Annotated in this window: 22 protein-coding genes; 8 read left to right on the forward strand and 14 right to left on the reverse strand. The window is 65.7% G+C overall.

The features are described 5' to 3' along the window. The first annotated feature begins 122 nt into the window (after positions 1-122). Positions 123-2,213 (forward strand): MMPL family transporter, encoded by a 2,091-nt coding sequence (locus RND64_RS20770; RefSeq protein WP_049700496.1) that lies wholly within the window; start codon positions 123-125, stop codon positions 2,211-2,213. 16 nt (positions 2,214-2,229) lie between these two features. On the opposite strand, the gene RND64_RS20775 is transcribed toward RND64_RS20770, so the two are convergent. Next, a complete protein-coding gene (locus tag RND64_RS20775; protein ID WP_049700446.1) occupies positions 2,230-3,060 on the reverse strand; it encodes an SDR family NAD(P)-dependent oxidoreductase in 831 nt (276 codons plus the stop codon). A 49-nt stretch (positions 3,061-3,109) separates the two neighbouring features. After that, the gene (locus RND64_RS20780) at positions 3,110-3,595 is read right to left on the reverse strand and encodes a MarR family winged helix-turn-helix transcriptional regulator (protein WP_235434446.1); all 486 of its coding nucleotides are present in this window, start codon (positions 3,593-3,595) and stop codon (positions 3,110-3,112) included. Positions 3,596-3,699: 104 nt separating this feature from the next. On the opposite strand from RND64_RS20780, the gene RND64_RS20785 reads away from it, so the two are divergent. Next, positions 3,700-4,047, forward strand: a complete 348-nt coding sequence (locus RND64_RS20785) for a DoxX family protein (protein ID WP_049700444.1) — start codon at positions 3,700-3,702, stop codon at positions 4,045-4,047. Between the two features lie 45 nt (positions 4,048-4,092). Here the strand turns inward: RND64_RS20785 and RND64_RS20790 are convergent, their stop codons facing one another. Together RND64_RS20790 and RND64_RS20795 are read right to left on the reverse strand one after the other, a co-directional pair. After that, the gene (locus RND64_RS20790; protein ID WP_152930137.1) at positions 4,093-4,932 is read right to left on the reverse strand and encodes a hypothetical protein; all 840 of its coding nucleotides are present in this window, start codon (positions 4,930-4,932) and stop codon (positions 4,093-4,095) included. After that, on the reverse strand, positions 4,910-5,539 hold the full coding sequence (locus RND64_RS20795) for a TetR/AcrR family transcriptional regulator (protein ID WP_235434445.1): 630 nt from the start codon (positions 5,537-5,539) through the stop codon (positions 4,910-4,912). Before RND64_RS20795 ends, RND64_RS20790 begins: the two co-directional genes overlap by 23 nt. A gap of 88 nt (positions 5,540-5,627) precedes the next feature. Between RND64_RS20795 and RND64_RS20800 the strand changes: the two genes are divergently transcribed. Then, positions 5,628-6,506, forward strand: coding sequence for an alpha/beta fold hydrolase (locus RND64_RS20800; protein ID WP_049700441.1), 879 nt, complete (start codon positions 5,628-5,630; stop codon positions 6,504-6,506). Here the strand turns inward: RND64_RS20800 and RND64_RS20805 are convergent. Next, the gene (locus RND64_RS20805) at positions 6,464-7,948 is read right to left on the reverse strand and encodes an MFS transporter (protein WP_049700440.1); all 1,485 of its coding nucleotides are present in this window, start codon (positions 7,946-7,948) and stop codon (positions 6,464-6,466) included. The two genes, RND64_RS20800 and RND64_RS20805, sit on opposite strands and share 43 nt — an antisense overlap. Positions 7,949-8,088: 140 nt before the next feature. On the opposite strand from RND64_RS20805, the gene RND64_RS20810 reads away from it, so the two are divergent. Further along, positions 8,089-8,631, forward strand: a complete 543-nt coding sequence (locus tag RND64_RS20810) for a hypothetical protein (protein ID WP_235434444.1) — start codon at positions 8,089-8,091, stop codon at positions 8,629-8,631. On the opposite strand, the gene RND64_RS20815 is transcribed toward RND64_RS20810, so the two are convergent. Together RND64_RS20815 and RND64_RS20820 are read right to left on the reverse strand one after the other, a co-directional pair. Then, positions 8,619-9,107 (reverse strand): SRPBCC family protein, encoded by a 489-nt coding sequence (locus tag RND64_RS20815; RefSeq protein WP_049700494.1) that lies wholly within the window; start codon positions 9,105-9,107, stop codon positions 8,619-8,621. The two genes, RND64_RS20810 and RND64_RS20815, sit on opposite strands and share 13 nt — an antisense overlap. A gap of 12 nt (positions 9,108-9,119) precedes the next feature. Next, entirely contained in the window at positions 9,120-10,538 is a 1,419-nt protein-coding gene (locus RND64_RS20820; protein WP_083444457.1) for a glucose-6-phosphate dehydrogenase, read from the reverse strand. A 103-nt stretch (positions 10,539-10,641) separates the two neighbouring features. On the opposite strand from RND64_RS20820, the gene RND64_RS20825 reads away from it, so the two are divergent. Then, positions 10,642-12,420, forward strand: coding sequence for a glycoside hydrolase family 15 protein (locus RND64_RS20825; protein ID WP_049700439.1), 1,779 nt, complete (start codon positions 10,642-10,644; stop codon positions 12,418-12,420). Between the two features lie 22 nt (positions 12,421-12,442). Here RND64_RS20825 and RND64_RS20830 read toward each other — a convergent pair whose 3' ends face one another. The 3 genes from RND64_RS20830 to RND64_RS20840 are packed head-to-tail and all read right to left on the reverse strand — an operon-like array spanning position 12,443 to position 13,944. After that, a complete protein-coding gene (locus RND64_RS20830) occupies positions 12,443-12,877 on the reverse strand; it encodes a nuclear transport factor 2 family protein (RefSeq protein WP_049700438.1) in 435 nt (144 codons plus the stop codon). A 17-nt stretch (positions 12,878-12,894) separates the two neighbouring features. Then, positions 12,895-13,275: a DUF427 domain-containing protein gene (locus RND64_RS20835; protein ID WP_049700437.1), complete on the reverse strand. Its 381-nt coding sequence runs from the start codon at positions 13,273-13,275 to the stop codon at positions 12,895-12,897. 12 nt (positions 13,276-13,287) lie between these two features. Beyond that, complete coding sequence (locus RND64_RS20840; RefSeq protein WP_049700492.1) at positions 13,288-13,944, reverse strand: nitroreductase family protein; 657 nt, start codon at positions 13,942-13,944, stop codon at positions 13,288-13,290. Between the two features lie 124 nt (positions 13,945-14,068). Here RND64_RS20840 and RND64_RS20845 point away from each other — a divergent pair, with 124 nt between their 5' ends. Next, positions 14,069-15,175, forward strand: coding sequence for a lipase family protein (locus RND64_RS20845; protein ID WP_235434443.1), 1,107 nt, complete (start codon positions 14,069-14,071; stop codon positions 15,173-15,175). Positions 15,176-15,425: 250 nt separating this feature from the next. Here RND64_RS20845 and RND64_RS20850 read toward each other — a convergent pair whose 3' ends face one another. The 3 genes from RND64_RS20850 to RND64_RS20860 form a co-directional block, all read right to left on the reverse strand. Continuing rightward, entirely contained in the window at positions 15,426-16,946 is a 1,521-nt protein-coding gene (locus RND64_RS20850; protein ID WP_049700436.1) for a catalase, read from the reverse strand. A 155-nt stretch (positions 16,947-17,101) separates the two neighbouring features. Then, positions 17,102-17,839, reverse strand: coding sequence for an IclR family transcriptional regulator (locus RND64_RS20855; RefSeq protein ID WP_049700435.1), 738 nt, complete (start codon positions 17,837-17,839; stop codon positions 17,102-17,104). A gap of 13 nt (positions 17,840-17,852) precedes the next feature. Continuing rightward, positions 17,853-19,322: an APC family permease gene (locus RND64_RS20860; protein ID WP_235434442.1), complete on the reverse strand. Its 1,470-nt coding sequence runs from the start codon at positions 19,320-19,322 to the stop codon at positions 17,853-17,855. A 486-nt stretch (positions 19,323-19,808) separates the two neighbouring features. Between RND64_RS20860 and RND64_RS20865 the strand changes: the two genes are divergently transcribed. Together RND64_RS20865 and RND64_RS20870 are read left to right on the forward strand one after the other, a co-directional pair. Then, positions 19,809-21,314 (forward strand): amidase, encoded by a 1,506-nt coding sequence (locus RND64_RS20865; RefSeq protein WP_082938021.1) that lies wholly within the window; start codon positions 19,809-19,811, stop codon positions 21,312-21,314. Between the two features lie 14 nt (positions 21,315-21,328). Then, positions 21,329-22,354 carry an esterase/lipase family protein gene (locus RND64_RS20870; protein WP_049700434.1) on the forward strand — a complete coding sequence of 342 codons (1,026 nt, stop codon included), beginning with the start codon at positions 21,329-21,331 and terminating at the stop codon, positions 22,352-22,354. Here the strand turns inward: RND64_RS20870 and RND64_RS20875 are convergent. Continuing rightward, positions 22,330-23,331, reverse strand: a complete 1,002-nt coding sequence (locus tag RND64_RS20875; RefSeq protein ID WP_049700433.1) for an oxidoreductase — start codon at positions 23,329-23,331, stop codon at positions 22,330-22,332. The genes RND64_RS20870 and RND64_RS20875 overlap by 25 nt on opposite strands. Between the last annotated feature and the right edge of the window lie 92 nt (positions 23,332-23,423).

Consider the following 23,423-nt stretch of genomic DNA (forward strand, 5'->3'; position numbering starts at 1 on the left):
CACATTCAGGGCGAGGCGCGTCGACTGTGACCCCGCGCCAACCAATCCGATGTGCCGCCGTCCACGAACAGTGAGTGGGGGACACCCCGCCGGAGGCAACGGACGAATATGGAGACGGCCACGTGACAACGCTTGCACGGCTGGTGGTTCGTCATCGGTGGTGGGTTATCGCGGCATGGATCGTCGTCGCGCTCTGTGGTGCGTTCGGGGCATCCCGCGCGACAAGCGCACTGAGCTACGACTTCAGCCTCCCCGGTCAGTCCGGGTATGAGACCAACGCCGACATCACACGAGAATTCGGCTCCGGTGGCGACAATGCGCCGGTGTTGGTGGTCAGCAAGGCCGCGCCGGGCGGCAGCGTCGACGTCGAGTCCGGTAGCCGGATCGCGGCAGCGGCGGCGTCGGCGGCACCGGGAGCCCGAATCGCTTCCTACACAACCCATCCCGAACTGATCTCCCGCGATCGGTCGACGGCGGTCACGGTGGTCTATCCGAAGGTGGTTCCGGGCGCCGACCCCTACGTCACAAGCCTGCCCGCCTTGCAGCAGGTGGCGAAGGAGTCGACGTCGGCAACCACATCGGTCGCGGTCACCGGCGTCGACGCCCTGAACGCGGGAGGCGGGGGCGGCGTCAACGTTCTCGTGGAGACCATCGTCGGTGGCGTCGGAGCCCTGGTGGTGCTGGCGCTCGTCTTCGGATCGTTCTTGGCCATCACACCGCTGCTCACCGCGGCGGCGTCGATCCTCACGACGTTCCTCATTCTCTGGGGACTGACGTCGATCACCGAGGTGTCGTTCATCGTGCAGTATCTCCTCGCGCTGATCGGTTTGGGAGTGGCGATCGACTACGCGCTCTTGATCGTCACCCGATGGCGAGAGGCCCGCGGCAATGGGTACGACGGCGAGCAAGCAGTCGAGCAGACTCTGGCGACCGCAGGCCGCGCCGTGCTGTTCTCGGGCATCACCGTCGCGGTGAGTCTGGCGGCGCTGATCGCTCTACCAGTGCCGTTTCTGCGGAGTATCGGATTCACCGGGCTGCTCATCCCGCTGATCAGTGTGGTCGCCGCGCTGACGTTGGTGCCCGCGCTGCTGTCCGTCGCGGGAACCAAGCTCGAATGGCCCCACCGCAGATCGACATCGCCGGACAGCCGGTTGTGGCGACGCGTCGGGACGGTAGTGGTCAGACACCGCTGGGCGTCGACCGCGATCGCCGTGATCGTTCTGGCCGTCCTCGCGATACCTGTTGCCTCGCTGAATCTCTCGTCCCCGACAAACGCCTCGCTCGCGTCTGTCGGCGGCCCGGCCGGGCAGGCAGTCGACGCCGTCGCCGACGCCGGACTCGGGTCCGGGCTCACCACGCCCGTCGAGATCGTCACGGACTCACCACAGAGCATCGTCGAAGCACTTCGCGGCCGGCCGGGAGTTGCAGGAGTTGTGGCACCGACCGAGTGGCAGCGCGGCTCGACGCACATCGTCGACGCCTGGACGACGGTGGACTCGTCCACTCCGGAGGGAGGTCGCGCCGCCGCCGACATCCGCACGGTTGCCGAACAGCACGGCGGGAGAGTCGGTGGGATAACCGCCCAGAACGCGGACTTCATCGACGCCGTGTACGGAAACATCTGGTGGGTACTACTTCTCATCGTCGTCGTGACGTTCGCCCTGCTCGCAACGGCACTACGTTCGATAGTGCTGCCGCTGAAAGCGCTTGTGCTCAACGCATTCTCGCTGGCGGCGGCTTTCGGGGTCACGGTGTTCATCTGGCAGGAGGGCCACGGAACGTCGCTGCTCTTCGGCCAGGACGGTGCAGGTGCCATCACCATATGGATTCCGGTGGCCGTCTTTGCCTTCCTGTTCGGACTCTCCATGGATTACGAGGTCTTCCTACTGAGCCGCATCAAGGAAGAGCACGATGCCGGCGCCAGTACCGACACCGCCACCATCGACGGCGTCGCGCGGACCGGACGTCTGGTGACCTCGGCTGCGCTCATCCTGTTCCTGGCATTCATTTCACTGGCGCAGGTGCCCGTGACCGATGTCAAGATACTCGCGACAGCGCTGGCACTCGGAATCATCTTGGACGCCACGATTGTTCGCGGCGTTCTGGCTCCGGCTCTCGTTGCCGCGCTGGGTCCCGCCAACTGGTGGGTGCCGAAGTGGTGGCCCGGTCGCGCCACTCGTCAGCTCCAAACTGAAAGCCGCACTGCCAGTTGAGACTCGGAGCCTTGCCTCACGTGATCGCAGCGATGGTCCTATCCGACATGCGTGGTGACATCAGGTCGATCGCAGGCAGCAGGTAGCGCACGAGAGCCGGCGACACCTCCTCGGGTCGGTGGGTGATCGCACGAACGATCCACCTCGCCGCCTCGTCGACCTCCAGCGCGCCGACGTCGTCGTATTCTGCTGTGGGAGCGATCATCTCGGTACGTACCAGCGGGAAGTAGACGTTGGTAGCCGTAACTCCTTCTGGCCGTTCGGCGTTCAGGCTGCGACCGAAGATCGCCAGTGCGCTTTTCGACCCCGCGTAGGCCGAGAACCTCGGAAACGTGTTGGCGTGCAGCGCCCAGGTGCACACGTTGACGAGCTGCCCCTCGCCACGTTCGACCATGCCAGGCAACAGCCCGAGTGAGAGCTGCACGGCGGCAAGGTAGTTGAGTCGTGCTGTGCGCTGATAGTCGTGGAACCGTTCGGTCGAGTCGACGATGGTGCGTCGAATCGAGTGGCCTGCATTGTTCACCAGAACGTCTACGGATTCTTCGGCGAGGTCGGCGATGAGTCGGTCGGTGGACGCCTCGTCGGAGAGATCGCACACCCGGTACTCGCAGCCGGTCTCGGCGGCCAGCTCGCGCAGCTTCTCCTCACCCCGCGCCACACCGATCACCCGCGCTCCACTCGCAACGAGTTGGCGCGCCGACTCCCGACCGATACCCGCCGACGCCCCGGTGATCACGACGGTCAGACCTGCGACGTCGCGGCCGCGCCCCGCCAGCGCGGCGTCGACGAATCCCGGCACGAAGCTTCGTCGCTGGACGAGAGCCTGGACCCTGCGCTGAATCGACATCGATCTCCCTTGATCCGAGTGCTCACCCGTGAAGCACTAACCCCCGAACCTAGCCCTCCCGCTCGAGAACGTCGGCGACATCCGGGGCGATCTCGCGAAGGATGCAGCGCGCAGATCTCCCGAGTGCGGCGAGATCCGCGTGACTGAGCGGGTCGACCACCGCCCGACGGACCTCCGCCGCATGTCCGGGTGCGCAGTCGGTCAGCTTGCGCACGCCGTCATCGGTGATCTGCGCCAGCGTGTGCCTCCCGCCGCCAGGGTTGGCAATGCGCGCCACCCAGCCCGAACGTTCGAGTCGCGTCATCGCATGCGACAGCCGCGACAGTGAACTCTGCGTCAGTAGGGCGAGGTCGGACAGCGGGCGGGTGCGGTCGGGCGACGACTCCAGACGGACCAGAACGTGGTACTCGAACATGTTCAGCCCGGCGTCGCGTTTGAGTTGCGAGTCGAGCGCGGCGGGCAGCGTCGTCAGTAGTGCCATCACCGATTTCCACTCCCTGAGCTGCGCGTCGTCTAGCCATGGTGCATCAGACATGGTGCCCAGCATACGCTGACTTGAACATTCAAGTAACTGCGTGTAGCTTTAGTTGAACATTCAACAACCCGTCTGCCACCGCAGCGGTTTACCCAGGAGCTGTCATGTTCATCGCCACCGTCGTCATCGCCATCGTGTTCGCACTGATGCTCGTCTTCTCGGGAGTGGGCAAACTGCGCCACGACCCCAAGCAGATGGGCGTGATGACCGAGGTCGGATTCCCCCAGGACAAGGTGGGCCTCCTCGCGCTCGCCGAGTTCGCGGGAGCGATCGGCCTCATCGTCGGCTTGTTCTGGTGGCCGATCGGCGTCGTAGCAGCGATCGGAACCTTCCTCTACTTCCTCGGCGCAGCGATCTTCCACCTGCGCGCGGGCGACAAGAACATCGCGCCCGTCGTCGTGCTGATGCTCGTCTCGATCGCGTACATCGTCCTGCGTCTGCTGAGCATCTGACAGCTGTATCCAAAGCGGGCGCCTGACCGCAGCGAACGGGCCGCCTCAGCCGCCCGCGAAGAACAAGCTGAGCGCCCGCGCGGGTTCCAGCGCGCTCGATATGTTGGCGACGCACAGCACCAGCACCGCCGCGGCCACCGTCAACGTGGCCGCGGCGGTTGCGGTTGCCGGAAGCGTCGAGTAGCTCAGTGCACCAATACCATTCGATGCAGCACGTCGGCCGCGCCACAGTCGAACCGCGAGTACGCCGAGTAGCGCCACGAATACCGCGGTCAGCACCGCCACCACGACGTGGTAGCGCGCGAAGTCGGCCACGAGGTGATCGGCAACCGGCGACGCACCCGGCGTGGCGATCCCGTGACGCACAGCGTCGATCGCCCCCGCCAGTGACGAATCACGTTGCGCGGGAAGCAATGACACCGCAGAAGACAGCGGCGCAATCGCACCCTGGATGTTGGCCATGAGCAACGCAGCGGCACTGATCGTTCCGAGTGAAACAGCCACGCCGGCGACGACGTACGCCACCGTCCGACCGCGGCTATCAGCCTGGCGCCCCTGAGACGACCTACCCTGATACGACGCCCAGAGTCGTCGGCACGCCGAGCACAACACCAGCAGCGCCAGCGCGGCGATCACCGCTTTCGCGACGTGATAGCGCGCCCAGTAGTCGACGACGGTCCTGAGGCTATCCGGGAGCACCGCGCTTCCCGAGCCCGAGTAGTCGATGAATGCGTTGCGCATCGACTGCACAAGTCGCGTGTTGTCGCCGTATCCGCCGTAATGGCCGCCCGCGAGATAGGCGGGCGCGAACACGAAGGCGATGCCGAGCACCGCCAGTATCCCCGCGTACGTTCCGGCCCACTTACCCGATGATGTCGACGTCACCCGATGACAGTAGCGCCGCGTACGCGGCCATGGCCTTGCCCGATGAGATGAGCGGATCGCGGGACCTCAACGTACGCGCCATCACGAATGCTCCCTCGAGAGCCGCCAGTACCGCGACGACGAGATCGCGTGCGGCTGGTGTTGTCATTCCTCGCGCAGACAACAGCTTCGTGCCCGCGGTGATCCACTCGTCGAAGATCTCTCCAGTCGTCGCGCGCAGCTCGGGTTCCACATCGGCCACCTCGCCCGCAATGGTCCCCACCGGGCACATATTGGCCCAGCCCGTCCCTTCGGCGGCATCTGCTGCCTCGCGAAAGGCAGACTCGATCGCCGTCGGAATGTCGTCACCCGCCATCATCAATCCGCCGACCAACTGGGCGTATGCCTGACCCATCGAGCGGAGGGCCGCGCCTGCGACTTGTCGCTTGCCCCCTGGAAAGTGGTGGTACAGGGAGCCGTTGGGCACTCCCGCGGCGTCGAGAACCTGCTTGATGCCCGTGGCCGAGTAACCACGACGACGCAACGACTCACCCATCGCGACGACGATCCGCTCCGCAGTCTGGCCGTCCTCGGCTGTGACTTTTTCCGACCGTGCTCCCGTTGACACCTTCACAGCTTAGAGCAAGTGCTCTAGAGTGGTTGCTCTAGAGCACTTGCTCCAGATCGGTCGGTAGATCTTGAATAGTGGAGGTCCGATGAACCACCGACTCAGCTCCGTCGGCATGCCCGCAGGAAGCATCGACTATGCAGACGAGGGCAGCGGTCCGCCCGTGGTGTTGCTGCACGGTTTGTTCATGGACCACACCCTCTGGGATCAGGTCATGCCGTTGCTCCCGTCCGGCTTCCGCTACCTGAGACCAGTCCTCCCACTTGGCGCGCATCGTCGCGCAATGAACTCCGACGCCGACCTGCGGATGCCGGGAATGGTGAACCTCGTCGCAGACTTCCTCGACGCCCTCGACCTCGACGACGTGACACTCGTTCACTCCGATTGGGGCGGCGGACTGTTCCTGACCGCAGCGAAACGCGACCAGCGGGTGGGACGACTCGTGATCCTGCCGTGCGAGGCGTTCGAGAACTTCCCTCCAGGATTGCCCGGCAAAATGGCCACCGTGTCGGCACATCTTCCTGGCGGCCTGACTCTCGCGGCACGGCTACTGCGAATCCGGTGGCTGCGCAACACACCGTTGCTCTTCGGCTGGATGACAGCTCGCCCGATTCCCGACGCTGTTGTCGAGGGGTGGACGAAATCCGTACTCTCCGACCGCAACGTTGCGCGCGACCTGGCCTCCTACGCCTCCACGCGATTCGACGCATCGAGCCTCATCCGTGATACCGAGGCTCTTCGCGAATTCACGGGAGATGCGTTGATTCTCTGGCCTGTTCGCAATCACGTGATGCCGCCCGAGCATGGCCGCCGCCTCGCCGACCTGATTCCCTCCGCGCGCCTGCGGACGATCGACGGCTCGGTCCTCCTCTCGCTCGACGATCCCGCCACGGTCGCCCGCGAGATCGGCGCTTTCCTGACCCGTCAGCCCGACGTCGACGAACGCACCCGTGTCGCGGGGTCCTGACACGCGGCGTTCACTGCCGGTGTCACCTGTGGTCGGAAGCCGGTACCGGACCGGATCGTGAAAGCCGCGACCACTCCGCCCAGTGCACAGAAGACCGCGGAGATGAGCATCGCCGTGGTGAATCCGGGACCGAGCGGCTGGCCAGGTCCAGCACTGATCCCCGCAACAGCAGGAAGAACCGCGACGGCGAGCAGACCCGCGATCCTCGACACAGCGTTGTTGACACCCGACGCCGCGCCGGCGTGCGCATCGTCGACCGCAGCGAGCGCCGCGGCGGTCAGGGGCGCGACGGTGATGGTCATACCCACACCGAACAGGATCACCGCGGGGAACACCGCGCCGAGATAGCTTGCCCCAGGGACGATCCGCGCCATCAATGCCAACCCGATGCCCGCGATGATCGGGCCCACGGTCATCGGAATGCGAGGACCCGTCTTCTGCGCAATCCGCCCCGACAGGGACGACCCGAAGAGCATCACGACGGTGCTCGGCACCATCGCAGCGCCGGCTTCCAATGCCGAGTACCCGAGGCTCTGTTGTAGTTGCAGCGCAACAAGAAACAGCGCCCCTCCGAGCGCGGCATAGACGAGCAGGGTCGTCGCATTCGCTCCGGTGAACTGCGCCGAGCGGAACATCGACAACTCGAGAAGTGATGCAGGCGTGCGTAGTTCGATCCGCACGAACACCACCAGAAGCACAACCCCAGCGACTCCTATCGCGATGATCCACGGCGTCCACCCGCGCGACGGCCCCTCGATCAGCGCAACGATCACACCCGCGAGTCCCAGCGTGATGGTGACGGCACCAGGAATGTCGGGCCGCCCTGCCACGTCGGGCTCCTTCGATTCGTCTATGTGCCGCAACGTGATCGCCGCCGCAACGAGCGCGAGCGGCACGCTGAGGAAGAAGACCCACCGCCACGACGCGGCGTCGACGAGCCATCCGCCGACGAACGGTCCGAGCGCACTCGTCGCCCCCGACATCCCCGCCCACAGGCCGACTGCCTGCCCTCGTTCCTCTTCGCGGATACCGGCATTGACCAGTGCAAGGCTGCCCGGCACGAGTGCGGCCGCCGCGACACCCTGGACAAGACGTGCCACCACCAACCACTCGATGGTCGGGGCAAGACCGCACGCGATCGAGGCGATTGCGAACACGATCAAACCGCCGACGAATACGGCCCTGCGGCCGTACCGATCTCCCGCGACACCACCGGTCAGCAGCAGCGCGCTGAGTGTGAGCATGTACCCGTCGACGACCCACTGCTGTCCGGCGAGCCCGGTGTCGAGGTCGCGCGCGATGGTCGGCAATGCGACGTTCACGACGGTGCCGTCGAGGAAGGCGACACCCGAACCGAGGACAGCCGACGCGATGAGCCAGCGACCCTTCGCCGACGATGCGCTGACCCCCGGAGAGCCATTGTTCGGCGCAGGCGTGTGCATATCGTTGCCCGTCTCTCACAGTCGTGGTGCAGTGGTGTCGGCGGCACGCGGAGCCGTAGGTAGTTCCCACGATGCTCCGATCGTGCACGACTTGCCAATGAACGCAGACCAGCCAGTGTTGACCACCAGAGGAGCCGACGATGACCACCGCCGCTAGACGCCTACTGACCGCGTTCGTTCTCTTCGCGTTGACCCTGGTCAGCGGACCGGCTTTGGCGAATGCCGCGCCATCGGCTCCCACGCGATCAGATGTGCTGACGTTCTCGATTCCCGCGATCGGCGGCGTCGAGACCGGTCCGGCCGGCGTGCCCGGCGGATCGCTGCGTCCGGTCACCGTCGTCGCGCAACCGGCGCCGCGCACCCTGCAGTTCCCGCCACCGCCCGCCGCCGTCACCTTCTCCGTGCCCTCACCGGCGTCGTATCACTACCAGTACTCGCATCGGTTCCTGTCGATCTCGTGGAACAACCTGCGGACCGGCAAGCACGGCGTGGTGTCTCTGCGGCACTGGCAGCTACCGAGCTATCCGGTGAGCGGCTACCCGTCGACGCTGAAGACGTCCGCGGTCGCGGTGACCGGGTCGGGTCCCGTCGTCGCGACGGTCAGCGTGCTGCGTGAGCAGCCGAATGCAGCGCCGCAAGTGATCAGCGTGATCCCAGGCGTGAACGCGATTCAACTGCCCTGATCGGCACGCTCCCGCCTCGCCGTGATCGCCGACGCCGCGCTCCGGAGGTCGAGGCGAACGGCAGGCGGGACGACCACTGCCAGAGGGATGAAGACAGGCGCGAGCATGATCGGCAGCGTGAGGACGGCTCGAGCCCCGACGGTCGTCGACCCATCGGATGCGCGGTCGACGGTGAGCACCAGCGCGGCGTCGACAAATCTCCACTGCCCGATCTCGACCCAGCGCCGTGGTCGAGCGCTCCGCACGACGTCCATGCGTGGGCGGACACACGGGACGACAGTGACGTCTGTCCACGACGTTCCGACGTCGCCGGGGTGATCGCCGAGGGGCATCAGGTCGGCGATCGCACGCAGGCTGGCTTGCCACTGCGGCCGGTTCTCCGGGTCGACGAGGTAGTCGAAGACCTCGTCGGGCGGGGCGTCGAAGGAGACCGACACGTCGGCGACGGCACGGCGGACGGTCGACGGAATGCGCATGAACGTCACCGTCTAGAGCGGCAGCGTCGGCCAGGCGTCGGGTCCGGCACTGCCCGCGGCGTAGTCGTCGATCGGCACCTTGTTGGCACGCCACGCGTCGACGATGGGATCGACGATGCGCCAACACTCTTCGGCGGCATCGCCGCGAACGGCAAGTGTCTCATCGCCTTTGATGATTCCCGACAGCACCTCGGCGTATGCCCGCATCGACGCGTTGCCGAAGTCGGCGTCGAGGTCAACGGTCTTGAGCGCGAAGGGATGTGAGCCACGATGGACGTTGAGCCGCACCGACATCGCGTCGTGACCGAACGTGAAACGCAGGACGTTGGGCTGGACTTGGTCCTCAAACTGCTCGGGGACGTGCCGCAGCGGACGGAAGGTCAGCACGATCTCCTTCGCCTCCGGATCGAGCGCCTTGCCCGAGCGCAGCGTGAACGGCACTCCCTGCCACCTGTTGGTGCGAACCTCGAACGTGGCTTCCGCCAGGGTCTCGGTGTTGTTCGACGCGTCGACACCGTCCTCGTCGACGTAGTTGGGCAACTGCTCGCCGCCCGCTTCGCCCGCCGTGTAGCGGGCTCGACGCGACGATGCCACGGCATCGTCGTCCCAGATGTGCACGGCACGCAGCGCCGCGCCGATCGCGTCACGCAGATCGCGCTCGCCGAGTGTCGCAGGCGGTTCCATCGCGACGACGGCCACCAGTTGCAGCAGGTGGCTCTGGATCATGTCCTGCAGCGCGCCGACCCCGTCGTAATAGCCTGCGCGGCCCTCTAATCCGAGGCTCTCGTCGTAGCGGATGACGACCGACTCGATATGTGTTCCCGACCACACCGGCTCGAACACGCGGTTGGCCAGACGCACACCGAGCAGGTCGAGCAACACCGACTGACCGAGGAAGTGATCCACGCGGTAGATCTGGTTCTCGGGTACCAGCTCCAGCAGGAGCTCGTTGAGTTCGCGGGCCGACTTCTGGTCGCTCCCGAACGGCTTCTCGGGGGCGAGCGTGGTGCCGGGCGGAAGGTCGACGTCGCGCAGCGCCTCGCACGCCTTGCGGGTCACCGACGGCGGCACCGCGAAGTACAGCACGGGACGGCCGTCGATATCGCTGAGAACACTTCTGAGATCGTCGGCGTCGGTCGGGTCGCCCCGGCGGTACACGGTCTGTTCTGCCACCCGGTCCCCCGCGTCCGACCGCTCATCGGCGAAAGCTTCGCGAACCTTGTCCCGCCACTGATCGTCGGTCAGGTCGTGCCTTCCGACGCCGATCAAACGCACGTTGAGATCGGGTTCGAGACCGAGCAACTGGCCGAGTGCGGGGAGCAGCAGCCGCTTGGTCAGGTCACCCGTGGCGCCGAAAATGATCAGCGTCGTCACCTGCGGTGACGTCTGGTCATCAGCGCTCGAGGTGTTGTCCGACGCCGGTCCGGTCACGTAGTCCTCCTCCACGATGAGCCCGTCCGTGCGGACTCTATTGGCGTGTGCCCGACTCGCGAAGTTTCGTCGGACAACTGCGATCACAGGCAGAATCGAGAGCATGGCCGCCTATATCGAAGACTACGCACTCGTCGGGGATTGCCGCACCGGAGCGCTGATCTCACGCAACGGTGACGTCGACTGGTTGTGCGTTCCACGCTTCGACAGCGCCTCGATCTTCGGGAGCCTCCTCGGCAAACCCGACCACGGATCGTGGCACCTTGCGCCAACCGACCTCGACGCGACGGTGAGCCGACGCTACGACGGTGAGACGTTGATCCTGGTGACGCGGTGGGAGACGTCGACCGGTGTCGCCGAGGTCCACGAGTTCATGCCGATCGACGGCGGGCGCGTCGATCTCGTGCGGCGAGTGGTCGGGATCAGCGGCAAGGTCGAGATCGATACGGAACTCCGCATGCGCTTCGACTATTCGCGGGTCGTCCCCTGGGTGCTGCAGCACGGCGACAACGAGCGACCGGCGCTGAGGGCGGTCGCGGGACCAGACGCCGTGATCGTCCGAGGCATCGCTCTGAAGGCCACCGACCACGTCCACCGCGCGACGAAGACGATCCACGCGGGCCAGACCCTTGATTTGGTGTTGACCTGGTACCACTCATATCGCGAAGAGCCAGAACCACTCGACGTCGATCAGGCGCTGCGCGAAACACACGACTGGTGGACCGAGTGGGCAGGCCGTATCGACCACACCGGGTCACGCGACGCGGCGATCGTCCGATCGCTGATCACGTTGCGTGCGTTGAGTAATCTCGACACAGGGGGGATCGTCGCCGCTGCAACCACGTCGCTACCCGAATCCATTGGTGGATCACGTAATTGGGACTACCGCTATGTGTGGCTACGTGACGCAGCCCTGACGCTCGACGTCCTCGTCTGCCACGGATTCATCCGCGTGGCCGAGCACTGGCGGATGTGGTTGCTGCGCGCCATCGCCGGCGATCCCAGTCAGTTGCAGATCATGTACGGCATCGCGGGAGAGCGAGAACTGCCCGAGATCGAGATGCCCCAGTTCCCCGGTTATGAGGGCTCCGCCCCGGTACGGGTCGGCAACGGCGCCGTCGACCAGTTCCAGGCAGACACTATCGGCGAGGTGCTCGTCGCACTCGACGCCGCCCGTGCCGCAGGCCTGCCGGAGAACAAGATCTCGTGGTCGCTGCAGCGCGAACTACTCAAACGGGCCGAGGAGAACATCGACAAACCCGACAACGGCATCTGGGAGATCCGCGGGCCGCTGCGCAAGTTCACGCACTCGCGGGCGATGGTGTGGGCGGCGTTCGACCGAGGCGTACGCGCCGTCGAAGAGCACGGACTCAAGGGGCCCGCGAACCACTGGAAAGCGCTGCGCGACAAGATTCGAGCCGAGATCGAGGAGACCATGGTCGACCCGCACACCGGCCGGTTCGTCCAGTACCCGGGCACGACGGAGGTCGACGCCTCACTACTGCAACTCCCACAGGTCGGCTTCTGCGACTTCGACGATCCGCGCATGCTCGCCACTGTCGAGGGCATTGAGCAAACGTTGATGCAGGGCGGCTTGGTGTTGCGCTACCGGACGTCGTCGCACGTCGACGGCCTCGACGGCACCGAACATCCCTTCATGGCGTGTACGTTCTGGCTCGCAGAGCAGTACGCCCGCAGCGGCAGGCGTGGCGACGCCGAAAAGGTTATGGCTCAGGGTATGGCGACGGCCAACGACGTCGGACTGTTCTCCGAGGAGTATGACGTCGACGCACGCAGGCAGGTCGGGAATACGCCACAGGCGTTGTCACACTTGGCATTTGTGCGCGCCGCGGATGCGCTCGCCGACTACCCGGACAACTGACCTCGACGCATGGCGAGCCGTGTCAGCGGGGAGATCCCAACGGGGAGTTGACAAACCACACGATCTCCTCGCGCATCGACCTGCTCTGCCAGCCGTCCTGTGTGCGTATGAGGGCGTGGTGGTAGTAGCCGCCGCACGAACTCTGCTCGCCGAGTCCCGGGATCTGCATGGGATTGAGGAACTGCGCGCGAACCGTCGCCGTGTCGCCGCTGATCTCGACGTCGATGTTCAGCACGTAGTGCATCGTCATCTCCAGCGACGACAGCCCGCGCTCGAGCCAGTCCACGACGTCGTCGACGCTGCCGATGATTCCGAACGGCGATGCCGTGTAGTCGATTTCGGCATCCTCGGTGAAGACCGTGCGGTACAGCGGCCAATCCCGGGCGTCGACGGCGGTTGCGTAGCGAGTCAGCAACTGCCGGATCTCCACCGTATCCCCGATGGTCTGGGCATCCACTTCGATTCTCCCCCTGCTCAATTCGGTGTGATATCGATGGTCACCGCGTCGGGATAGAACGCGACGTGACCCGCGATCTCGGCGACCGCGGGGTAGGGCTCGTCGTAGAACCACACCTTGTCGGCGAGCGTCGCACCGTCGGCACCGACTATCCCGTGGTATCCGGCCTCGCCCTTGTAGGGGCAGTACGTCTGATGCGTACTCGGAGTGAAGACGTCGGCGTCGAGGTCGTGGCGCGGAATGTAGTAGACCGGCGGATACGACGCTTCCCGCAGAATGAGCGCGTCGTCAGTCTCGGCGATGACGCGATCTGCCACGCGGATGCGCACGTGCTCTGGGGCAGGTTCGACGGTGATCGGATGGTCGTCGGTCGGTAATAGCACCTGGCGTTCACTCATGGGTCTCCTGTGTCACTCGTGTGCGGCCCGCAGCGGCGGACCGTCGAATCTTTCGATCGTCACGAACTCGTCGACGGGTTGCCTGCGCAGCTTCGTGAGTTGTTTGACGGGCCTGCCGATGGGCAGCACCGCGGCGACGGCGTGCGTCGTCGGCAACCCGAGCAGTTCTTGGACGGCGGGCTCGCTCGCCGCGGCCACCGTCGTGACCGTGCCACCGAATCCATGGGCGCGAGCCTGCAGCAAGATGTTCCACACCAGCGGATAGATCGACGCTCCGCTGATGACACCGATGCGGTCGAGGTCCTGGTCGGTCGCCGCGACGACGGCGAGGTCGACCGACACGACGAGCACCACCGGGGCGTTGATGAGCGGGGAGACGAATGCGTCGACGCCGTCGACGGATTCGAGGTCGCTCTCGGTGACCGACGTCGGGTTGACCGGATTCCACGGACTCTCGCCTGCCGCCTTTTGCGCGAGGTAGCGTCGGGCCGCAGGTTTGCTGAGGTCGGCGATCCGACGTTTCGTCTCGGCGTCGCGCACCACGGTCACGTGCGCGCCCTGACGGTTGCCGCCGCTCGGAGCGAAGCGCGCGACGTCGAGGATGTCGAAGAGCACGTCGTCGGGAAGCGGATCGTCGGTGTACGACCGCGCCGCGAACGTCGTGCGCATCGCCTCGCTCAGGTCGAACCCGCTCGTGCTTGTGTCGGAGTCCACCTCTTCACTATGCCAACCCGGTCAGGCGGCGGGAGCCGTACTCGACGATCCGGCGCACCAACGCGCCCGTGCTGATTGAATGGCTGTCGACACGCGATTGCCGACCGGCGGTCGACGCGGACAGATCACGGGGGTGACGATGAGCCGACGTTCGACGCTGCAGCGACTCGACCCGATAGGTTCGTGGGGCGGGCTGCACGCCGTGAGTCGGCTCGTGTACACCACTCCGGGGCCGGACGGAACGTCGGTCACCGCAACGGGATTGGTGTGTCTCCCCGACGGTCCCGCCCCCGCGGAGGGTTGGCGGGTGGTTGCGTGGACCCATGGGACGTCTGGACTGTCGGAGCACTGTGGGTTGACCGGCTCGCCGGATCTCGAGGCTGGGACCGGCGAGGTGATCGGTCGGCTCAACGCTGCTGGATACGCCGTCGTCGCCCCCGACTATCTCGGCCTCGGCCCGGGCACCATCGGTCCGCATCCGTACCTGCACACCGACACCGAATCGACCGCGACGATCGACGCTGTCTGCGCGGCGCGCATGGGCATCGACGAGTTGTCGCAGCACTGGGCCGTCGCCGGCCAGTCGCAGGGCGGTCACGCGGCACTGGCGGCCGGGCACCGTGCCGCGACGTATGCACCCGACCTGATCTTCCACGGCACCGCGGCCCTTGCCCCGGCGTCGAACATCGAGCACGTCTTCGCCATGGCCAGGCCTCAGATGCCGTCGATTCCCGGCTTTCCGGTCGGCAGCCTGCTGGCGGTGCTGACCGGGATGACGGCGACGCCGACCAAGGTGGACGTCCCCTCCTACCTCACCCCGGTCGGTCAGCGAATCTCCGACGAGATGACCGGTGTGTGCAGCGCCGCGTGGCCACAACTCGTAGCGGGGGTATCGACGGGTTCGGTGGTGGCGAAACCTCTGGGCGACAGCGATTTTCGACGCTCCCTGGCCGAGTACATGGCCGTGCCCACCGGCGGCTACGGCGCTCCGGTGTTGATAGTGCACGGCTGGAAGGACTCTCGCGTACCGCTGCCGCTGACGCTGCGCCTGCTGCGGCAGTTCCGGCGAGCGGGCACGCGCTTCGAGTTCCACGCCGTCAACGCGGGCCACGACGACGTCCGCGACGGCGCCGGCCTCATGTACCTGCTGGCATTCCTCCACCGCATCCTGCCCGCGCAGGGGTGACGCACGCCCATTCGGCGGGACGGAGCACCCACTCGGCGGGATGAAGCACCCACTCGGCGGGACAGAGCACCCACTCGGCACGACAGAGCGCACAGTCGACGAAATACAGCGCCCACTCGACGAAGTTCGGCGCACAGCCGACGAGAGTTCCCGTCGACTGTGCGCCGTATTCAGCCCACTGTGCGCTGTATTCAGCCCACTGTGCGCTGTATTCAGCCCACTGGGCGCTCGAGGCAGGCGACTGTGCGCGTCAGACCTTCTGCTGCATCGACGACCGGGCAGGGTTGCCCTGGTCGGCGGCCTTGGGGTCGGGCTCGTCGGCCTTCTCCGTGACGCCCTTCTTGATCTTGGCGCCGAGGTCGGCGTCGACGCGGCTCCAGTAGTCGAACGCCCGGGCCAACACCGGTTCGGACACTCCGTTGAGCAGGTGGCCGACGACGTTGTCCGCCAGTCGATCCCGCGCGGCGTCGTCGAGTACCTCACGGACCAATGTGCCCGCCTGGCTCCAGTCGTCGTCCTCGGGATGGTCGACGTAGGCGCTGCGGATGATCTCGCCGTCGGCGGCCCACTGCGGCTCCGGCTGACCCGAGAACGTCGCTGCGGGACCACCTTTCGAGTTCGGCGCATAGACCGGGTCGGTCACCGGATTGATACGCATCGCACCGTCTTTGGAGTACGTGTGGACATCGTTGCGAGGCGCGTTTACCGGGATCTGCTTGTAGTTCACGCCGAGCCGGGCACGATGTGCGTCGGCGTAGGCGAACACGCGGCCGAGCAGCATGCGGTCGGGGCTGAATCCGATACCGGGCACGACGTTGTTGGGCTCGAACGCCGCCTGCTCGATCTGTGCATGGTTGTCGGTCGGGTTGGTGTGCAACGTCATCTTCCCGACCTCGTGCAGCGGGTAGTCACCATGCGGCCACACCTTGGTCAGGTCAAAGGGATTGAACCGATACGAGACCGCGTCGTCGTACGGCATCAGTTGCACCTTGAGAGTCCAGCTCGGTCGACCGCCGCCCGCGATGTTCTCGAAGAGGTCGCGGGTGTGGAAATCGGTGTCGGCAGAAGCCATTTGGTCGGCTTCGTCCTGGGTGAAGAACTCGACGCCCTGATCGGAGATGAAGTGGTACCTCACCCAGTGCTTGACGCCCTGGGCATTCACCCACAGATAGGTGTGCGAGCTGTAGCCGTTCATGTGGCGCCAGGTCTTCGGGATACCGCGGTCGCCCATCAGCCAGGTGACCTGGTGCGCCGACTCCGGAGACAGCGTCCAGAAGTCCCACTGCATGTCGTGGTCGCGCAGGTTGTTGTCGGCGCGGCGTTTCTGCGACCGGATGAAGTGCTGGAACTTCAGCGGATCCTTGATGAAGAAGACCGGCGTGTTGTTGCCGACCATGTCGTAGATGCCCTCTGAGGTATAGAACTTCAACGCGAAGCCGCGTGGGTCGCGCCACGTGTCCGGGCTACCCCGCTCACCGGCGACGGTCGAGAATCTCGCGACCATCTCCGTCTTCACGCCTGGTTGGAAGAGCGCCGCGCAGGTGTAGGCCGAGACGTCTTCGGTTGTCTCGAACGTGCCGAACGCACCGCTCCCCTTGGCGTGGGGTTGACGCTCGGGGATGCGCTCGCGGTTGAACTGCGCCATCTGCTCGATCAGGTAGTGATCGTGCAGGACGATGGGACCGCCCGCTCCGACGGTGAGCGAATGCTCATCGCTTCCGGCAGGCGCTCCGGAGTCTCTTGTTGTGTAGAAATCGTTCTGATCCGACATATCGCCTCCAAGGGGCTGGGGTCGGCGAAAAGTTGTCAACGGGGGCGTCGGGCTGTTTCAACGCCGTGCTCTCGACACTAGACGTCGGACCGATATGCCGCAGAAACTTCGACTGCCCAGCCGAAAGGGCACCAGCAGGGTCAGTACAGCAGGGGTCAGTACAGCAGGGGGCCGAGTTCTGCGGCGAGTTCACGACAGCGGGGCACCAGCGAGGTGATGGCATCGAGACGCGCAGAGAATCCTGTCACCGTGACCGCACCGCGGACCACACCCTCGACGTCGAGTATCGGTATGGCGATCGACGCCTCTCCGTCGAGCATTTCGTCGACCGACACGGCGTAACCGCGCTGACGTGTCTCCTCGACTTGCGCTGCGAGTTCACGCATCTCGGTGACGGTCGACGGCGTCAGCGCGGGAAGTGTTGGCGGCAGAAGCTCGCGCCACTGCGAGTCCGCCGCGAGCAACAACTTTCCCGCGGCCGACGCGTGCAGGGATCGGATCATTTCGTGCTCGGCGACCAACGGATGGTCGGGATCCATGTCGACGATCCGAAGGGTCGCGGGACGAAAGTGCATGACGTACACGCCGAAACGCACCGATGCCCGGAACTTCTCGCAGAGTTCCTGTGCGCGGCTGGACATGTACGGGGTCACCGCGGAGTGCACCATGGTGTTCAATCTGTTTCCCAGCGCGAAACCGCGCAGATCCGCTGTCCGCACGAGGTACTCCTCGACGGCCAACGTGTTCAACAGGCGATAGATGTTGGCAGGCGGCACATCCAAACGGTCGGCGATCTCGCGGCTCGTTGCTCCCGGTCCGAGATCACCGACGGCCTCGATGATCTGCATCGCCCGCGCTATCGACTCACCCGCGCCGGGCCGTCCCATCCCCATCAGCCCATCCCCATCAGCGCAACCCCGGTAACGCCAGCACGTCGTCACGGTTCGTCTCGTCGAACACACCGACCCGAGCGAACCGCGCGGGCCACTGTGCATAGATCACCACCACCGCGATCGCAACGACAGCCACCGAACCGAAGAAGCACAGGAACGTCACCCGATCACCGGAGTCCGACATCGTGGCGCCCAACCCGAGAAGAATCACCAGGCCCGACGCGGTTCCCCAACTCGCGACCAGAAGGGGCCGCGTCAATTCCCCCATGCGTCGCAACAACCGCGGCGCCGCGAGACATGCCGCGACGTAGCTGCCCATGTAGCCGAGGGCGCTCAGGGTGAGAAAGTCACGGACACCCTCCTCGGGATCGCCGCCGAACCACAGGAACATCAACGGCCCGAGCGCCACCACCGACGTCGCGATCGCGGTGGCGAACGCCGGCGTGTGGAGTCGACGATGCGTGGCGCCGAACTGCTTCGGAATGATGTGCTCACGCCCGAGCGTGAAGAGCACGCGCACAAGCGCATTCACCGATGCCATAGCGCACGCCAGGAATGAGGTAGCGATACCGACGTCGAGAATCACTGCGGCGACGGGGCTTCCGTCCGAGAGGAACAGTGCCGCGAGCGGTGTGCTGCTCTCCCGTACCGACTCCGACGCTCCCGCCATTGCCGCCGACTGACTCGACACGGCAAGCAGATAGATCACGCCCGCCAACAACGGTGTCCACAGCAGCGCACGTGGCACCGACCGGAAGGGTCGACGCGCCTCGGCAGACAGCGTCGTCGAACTCTCGAATCCGACGAATGCACTCACTGCGACAACCACACTCAGTGCCAGTGAGCCGTCGGGATTCGGGTGCGCGTCGGACAGCCTCCATGGTTGGTCGCGATGGGTGTAGCCGAGCCACAGCATCAGCGCGACCATCACGACCACCGCGAGCAGCTCGATGCAGAGGATCACCACCGCCGAGACCTTCACTCCCCTGATCATCACGAAAGCCATGACGACAGCGGCGAGTACGACGATCGCACTCATCGCCACCTGTGATACACGTTGTGTCACACCGGCACTGATCGCAATGTGATTCGTGTACAGACCGACAGCCATGAGACCGGCGACGCTCACGGCGGTATAGCCGACGACCGCCGACCATGCCGTCACCATCGCCGTCCTCGCGCCATACGCCTGCGCCACATAGGAATAAAGACCACCGACGACCGCGACGCGTTGTGCCATCGGCCGGATGCAGAGTGCGACGAACATGATCACCACGAGCGCGGTCAGGAATGCCGCGATGCTCCTCGCCCCACCCGCCGCGACGATGACGAAGAGTGGCGTCACGGCGGAGGTGCCCGCAGGCGCGATCGCCGCGACAGACTGCGCGACAACCGCTACGAACGGGAGCTGCCTGCGCGTGAGCCCGCGGACCGGCGACTCGTCGGCAATCAGTGGCACCGACGGCACGGGCGGCGAGGGCACAGGCGGCGAGGGAACCGGTGAAGAGGAAGTCGAGGTCATGATCGCGTTCACAGTGGACCCCCCACGTTGCGCCTCGGCTAATTGAGGTCACGGTCGCGTTAACCGGGGTGAGAGACGTACTACGCCGGCCGTGCGCAATTGATCCAGGTCACCCGGGCTGCGCCGGGTCGGGCGTCGGTCACGGATCCTTGTGTGACAGACAGGTAAATCCGCTCGCGAGTGACGGACGCAGATCTTCGCAGTCAGTGCAACGCCGAGGCGATCGCCAGGTCACACCTGACTCCTAGAGTCATGCCATCGCCACCGGAACGCGCTGGCGATGATGACTCACGACGGCCGGGGCAAAGGGGAACCATGTCGGCATCACAGGCGGTAAGGGGCGCGGAGAGTGCGTCTCATTCACACGAAAACTCAACGGGGACAGCATCACAGGACCAGAGCGCGCAGCGTTCGGGATTCCGCAGACGTTCCGTCCTCGTCGGGGGTATGGCTGCAGCGGCAGCGGGTGCGGTTGCGCTGCAAGGCGTGACGGGGGCCGCACCCGCTGCTGCTGCGGGCCGTGACCTCGACCCGAACGACAAAAGCATCGCATTCGCGGGCGTCGTCGAGATCGCCAAACGCATTGCGGCAGGCGAGTTCACCGCTCGACAGATCACCGACTTCTTCCTCGCTCGGATCGACATGCTCAACCCGACGTTGCGCGCGTGGACGATTCCGCTTCACGAACGTGCCCGCGCCGAGGCGGACGCTCTCGACGCCAAGAAGGCGAGCGGCGCACGCCTTGGTCCACTGCACGGCGTGCCGATCGGGATCAAAGCCGAGAATCACGTCAAAGGTGTCCCGACAACCTATGGCGGTGCGGCATTCACCACTCCCGCGACCGACGACGCCGAAGTCGTGAAACGCCTGCGTGCCGCGGGTGCAGTCATCCTCGGGATCACGGCTATGCCGGAGTTCGGCATCTGGCCGTTCACGGAGACGTCGGCACACGGATACACCCGAAACCCGTGGAACATCCTGCACTCCACCGCGGGATCGTCGGGAGGGACCGCGTCGGCGGTGGCATCGGGCATGGTGCCCGCCGCGATCGGCGGCGACGGCGGCGGATCGATTCGGCTGCCGTCGTCGTGGTGCGGCTTGTACGGACTGAAGCTCCAGCGCGGCCGAGTGTCGGCTGCACCCAATGTCGACCTGTGGAAGTCTCTCGGCGTGATCGGCCCGCTGTGCCGGAAGGTCGAAGACACCGCGCTGATTCTCGACTGCATCCACGGCAGCGTCGCCGGAGTCGACCTCTACAAGGCTGATCCGTGGCCGTACTCCCTTACCGAGGCGTTGACGAAACGTGTTCGGCCACTAAGGATTGCGATCTCCACGGCGCAGCCCGCCGGCACTCACCTCGACGAGGACACCCGTCGCGCCGTGCTGCAGACCGGCGCCATACTCGGCAAGCTGGGCCACCGCGTCGTCGCACACGATCCGGTCTACCCTGCGACGCTCACCGCTGCATTCCAACCGCAGGTTCTCGGTGGTTTCAGCACCGAAGCCCGCCGCGCCGACCACTACGAACTGCTCGAGCGGCGAACCCGCGAGGGTGTCGATGTCGGACGGAGCACGGGCTTGTCGTCCGATCTCGCAGTGACCAAGGCCATCGAGCTCAGCAAGACCGTCGGAAAACAGATCCTGGCGTCGGTGTTTCCCGCCTACGATCTGCTGATCTGTCCGACCACGCCCGGAAAGGCCTATCCCATAGGACAACTCGACGGCGCGGGCTTCGTCGAGGCATCGGCCAAGGCGTCACCGGTCGCGGCGTACACATCCGTGTGGAACGTCGTGGGTAATCCGGCAGCGGCGGTCCCTGCCGGCTTCTCCGGCGGCCTGCCGTTGAGCGTGCAGCTCGTCGGCCCCAACAACAGCGAACCCCTGATCTGCCAGGTCGCGGCACAACTACAAAAGGCTCGACGCTGGCCCGACCAGACGCCGCCGAACAGCTGAGGCCCGGACACATCATGAACCGTTATCTCACAACGCTATTCACCGTCGCTGCCGCGACCATCGCCGCGCTCACCGCGACGATCGTTGCGACACCCACCGCAGCGGCCGCAACCAGTTACGCCTCCGACACCCGCGGCGTCGGACCGGAAATCAAAGGGTTCCAAGCCGCTTTCGCCTACCCGTTCCCGGAAGCCGCCCCGGCGGGCGCCAACGACTGGACGTGTCGTCCGACGGCCGCGCATCCTCGACCGGTTGTCCTGGTCCACGGCACCTGGGAGGGCGCATTCAGCACGTTCGCCCGACTCTCGCCCGCCCTCAAGCGCGCCGGATTCTGCGTCTTCACACAGAATTACGGCCGTGGCGGCGTCGCAGAAGGTGGCGCACTGTCGGTGATCCCCGGGCTATACGGGACGGGTCCCGTCGAAGACTCCACTGAGCAGCTCGCGCAGTTCGTGCAACGCGTGCGGAAGGCAACGGGAGCAAGCCAGATCGATGCCATCGGTCATTCGCAGGGCGGCGTGCTCATCCGTCGTTACCTCAAGTACAAGGGCGGCGCAGATCCATCCGACCCCACGCACAACGTCGTCGCGAACGTGGTGACGCTCGGCGCCACCAATCACGGGACGACACTGAGTGGCTCGGGCGCGCTCGCCGTGGTGCTGCGGGACGCCGGTGTCAACGTCGAACCAGGCGTCACGGCCATTGCGGGAAGCGCGGGATACGAACAGCTCGTCGGATCGTCGATGATCACCGACCTCAACCGCGGCGGCGAGACATTCGCCGGCGTCGACTACACCGTGATCGCGACCCGCTTCGACCAGTTCTCGACGCCGTATGCCGCCACGTTCCTGACTGCTGGTCCCGGCGCGAGGGTCAACAACGTCCTGCTCCAGGATGGCTGTCCGGTCGACATCTCGGGGCACTCCGTGATGACCTACTCCCCGCGGGCGATCTCCGTGACGCTACGTGCACTCGGCGTTTCGACGCCGCTCGTGTGCACCTTCCATCCGTGGAATCAGGACTGGGGATTGACCGGGTAGTCCGGCAGGTCGAAACCGACGCCCGTCGCCTTTTCCGCAGACTCCCACAATGCGCGAGCCAGGCGAAGGTCGTCGGTTTCCTCCGGCGGAGCAACCAGGACCGGCGCGCCGGACAGTTCCAGGAACCCTCCCGGCCCGATGTACTGGCCGCCGAGTAAACCGGGATCGGTCGCCGCACGCACAGACGACAGCGATCCCTCAGCCGGGTCCATGATGAAAGTCCGTCGCACCCACCGCAGGCTCGGCGTGCTGAACAGCCAGCTCAGCACTCCTTGATCGCGCATCACCCCGCTGTGGGTCGCACCCGGATGCGCCAGGACCGACGACGGCGCACCGTCGCCGAGCAACGCAAGCCGACGCTGCAGCGCCACGGCGAAGATCGCCTGAGCCAGTTTCGACCGCGAGTACGCGGCCGCGGCGCTGTAGCCGGTAGTCATCGCGAGATCGTCGGGGTCGAGTCGACCAACCGTCGACAGCTTCGAGCACACCGAGACGATGCGGGCGCCACGCGCGGCACGCAGCGGACCGAGCAGCAGCCCTGTGAGCGCGAAATGTCCGAGGAAGTTGGTCGCGAAATCCATCTCGACGCCGTCTTTCGTGACTTCACGCTCCGCGCGCATCACCCCGGCGTTGTTGACGAGGATGTCGATCGTCGGAAAGCGCTCGACCAACTCGTCGGCGGCGCGCCGCACGGAATCCAGCTCACTCAGATCGACCTGCACGATCTCGATGTCGGGAGAGATCCGGCTGTCGGGAGAGATCCGGCCGCCGTGGCCACCGGAACCGCCTTCCGCGACGATCACGTCCCGCGCGCGTTCCGCGGCCTCGACGTTGCGGCACGCGAGCACGACCCGCGCTCCGAGATGTGCCAGGTGACTCGCCGTCGCCAACCCGACGCCCGAATTCGCACCGGTGACCACTGCGGTACGTCCGGACAGATCCGGCGCATCGGACACCGACCACCGCGATTTACCCATCGCTGCATCCTCCCACGTCGGATATTCGTACGATCTCACACGTTCTGACAAGGATCGGGCGCCGTCCCGCGGGCACAATGGCATACGCGAAC

It is taken from the genome of Gordonia sp. w5E2 (genome assembly GCF_036540975.1).
GTDB lineage: Bacteria > Actinomycetota > Actinomycetes > Mycobacteriales > Mycobacteriaceae > Gordonia > Gordonia jacobaea.

Excerpts from the sequence above, each read along its gene's own strand:
- RND64_RS20775 (WP_049700446.1), bottom strand. The coding sequence starts at position 3,060 with ATGTCGATTCAGCGCAGGGTCCAGGCTCTCGTCCAGCGACGAAGCTTC.
- RND64_RS20780 (WP_235434446.1), bottom strand. The coding sequence starts at position 3,595 with ATGTCTGATGCACCATGGCTAGACGACGCGCAGCTCAGGGAGTGGAAA.
- RND64_RS20785 (WP_049700444.1), top strand. The coding sequence starts at position 3,700 with ATGTTCATCGCCACCGTCGTCATCGCCATCGTGTTCGCACTGATGCTC.
- RND64_RS20800 (WP_049700441.1), top strand. The coding sequence starts at position 5,628 with ATGAACCACCGACTCAGCTCCGTCGGCATGCCCGCAGGAAGCATCGAC.
- RND64_RS20805 (WP_049700440.1), bottom strand. The coding sequence starts at position 7,948 with ATGCACACGCCTGCGCCGAACAATGGCTCTCCGGGGGTCAGCGCATCG.
- RND64_RS20810 (WP_235434444.1), top strand. The coding sequence starts at position 8,089 with ATGACCACCGCCGCTAGACGCCTACTGACCGCGTTCGTTCTCTTCGCG.
- RND64_RS20815 (WP_049700494.1), bottom strand. The coding sequence starts at position 9,107 with ATGCGCATTCCGTCGACCGTCCGCCGTGCCGTCGCCGACGTGTCGGTC.
- RND64_RS20825 (WP_049700439.1), top strand. The coding sequence starts at position 10,642 with ATGGCCGCCTATATCGAAGACTACGCACTCGTCGGGGATTGCCGCACC.
- RND64_RS20835 (WP_049700437.1), bottom strand. The coding sequence starts at position 13,275 with ATGAGTGAACGCCAGGTGCTATTACCGACCGACGACCATCCGATCACC.
- RND64_RS20840 (WP_049700492.1), bottom strand. The coding sequence starts at position 13,944 with ATGCGCACGACGTTCGCGGCGCGGTCGTACACCGACGATCCGCTTCCC.
- RND64_RS20845 (WP_235434443.1), top strand. The coding sequence starts at position 14,069 with ATGGCTGTCGACACGCGATTGCCGACCGGCGGTCGACGCGGACAGATC.
- RND64_RS20850 (WP_049700436.1), bottom strand. The coding sequence starts at position 16,946 with ATGTCGGATCAGAACGATTTCTACACAACAAGAGACTCCGGAGCGCCT.
- RND64_RS20855 (WP_049700435.1), bottom strand. The coding sequence starts at position 17,839 with ATGGGGATGGGACGGCCCGGCGCGGGTGAGTCGATAGCGCGGGCGATG.
- RND64_RS20865 (WP_082938021.1), top strand. The coding sequence starts at position 19,809 with ATGGCTGCAGCGGCAGCGGGTGCGGTTGCGCTGCAAGGCGTGACGGGG.
- RND64_RS20870 (WP_049700434.1), top strand. The coding sequence starts at position 21,329 with ATGAACCGTTATCTCACAACGCTATTCACCGTCGCTGCCGCGACCATC.
- RND64_RS20875 (WP_049700433.1), bottom strand. The coding sequence starts at position 23,331 with ATGGGTAAATCGCGGTGGTCGGTGTCCGATGCGCCGGATCTGTCCGGA.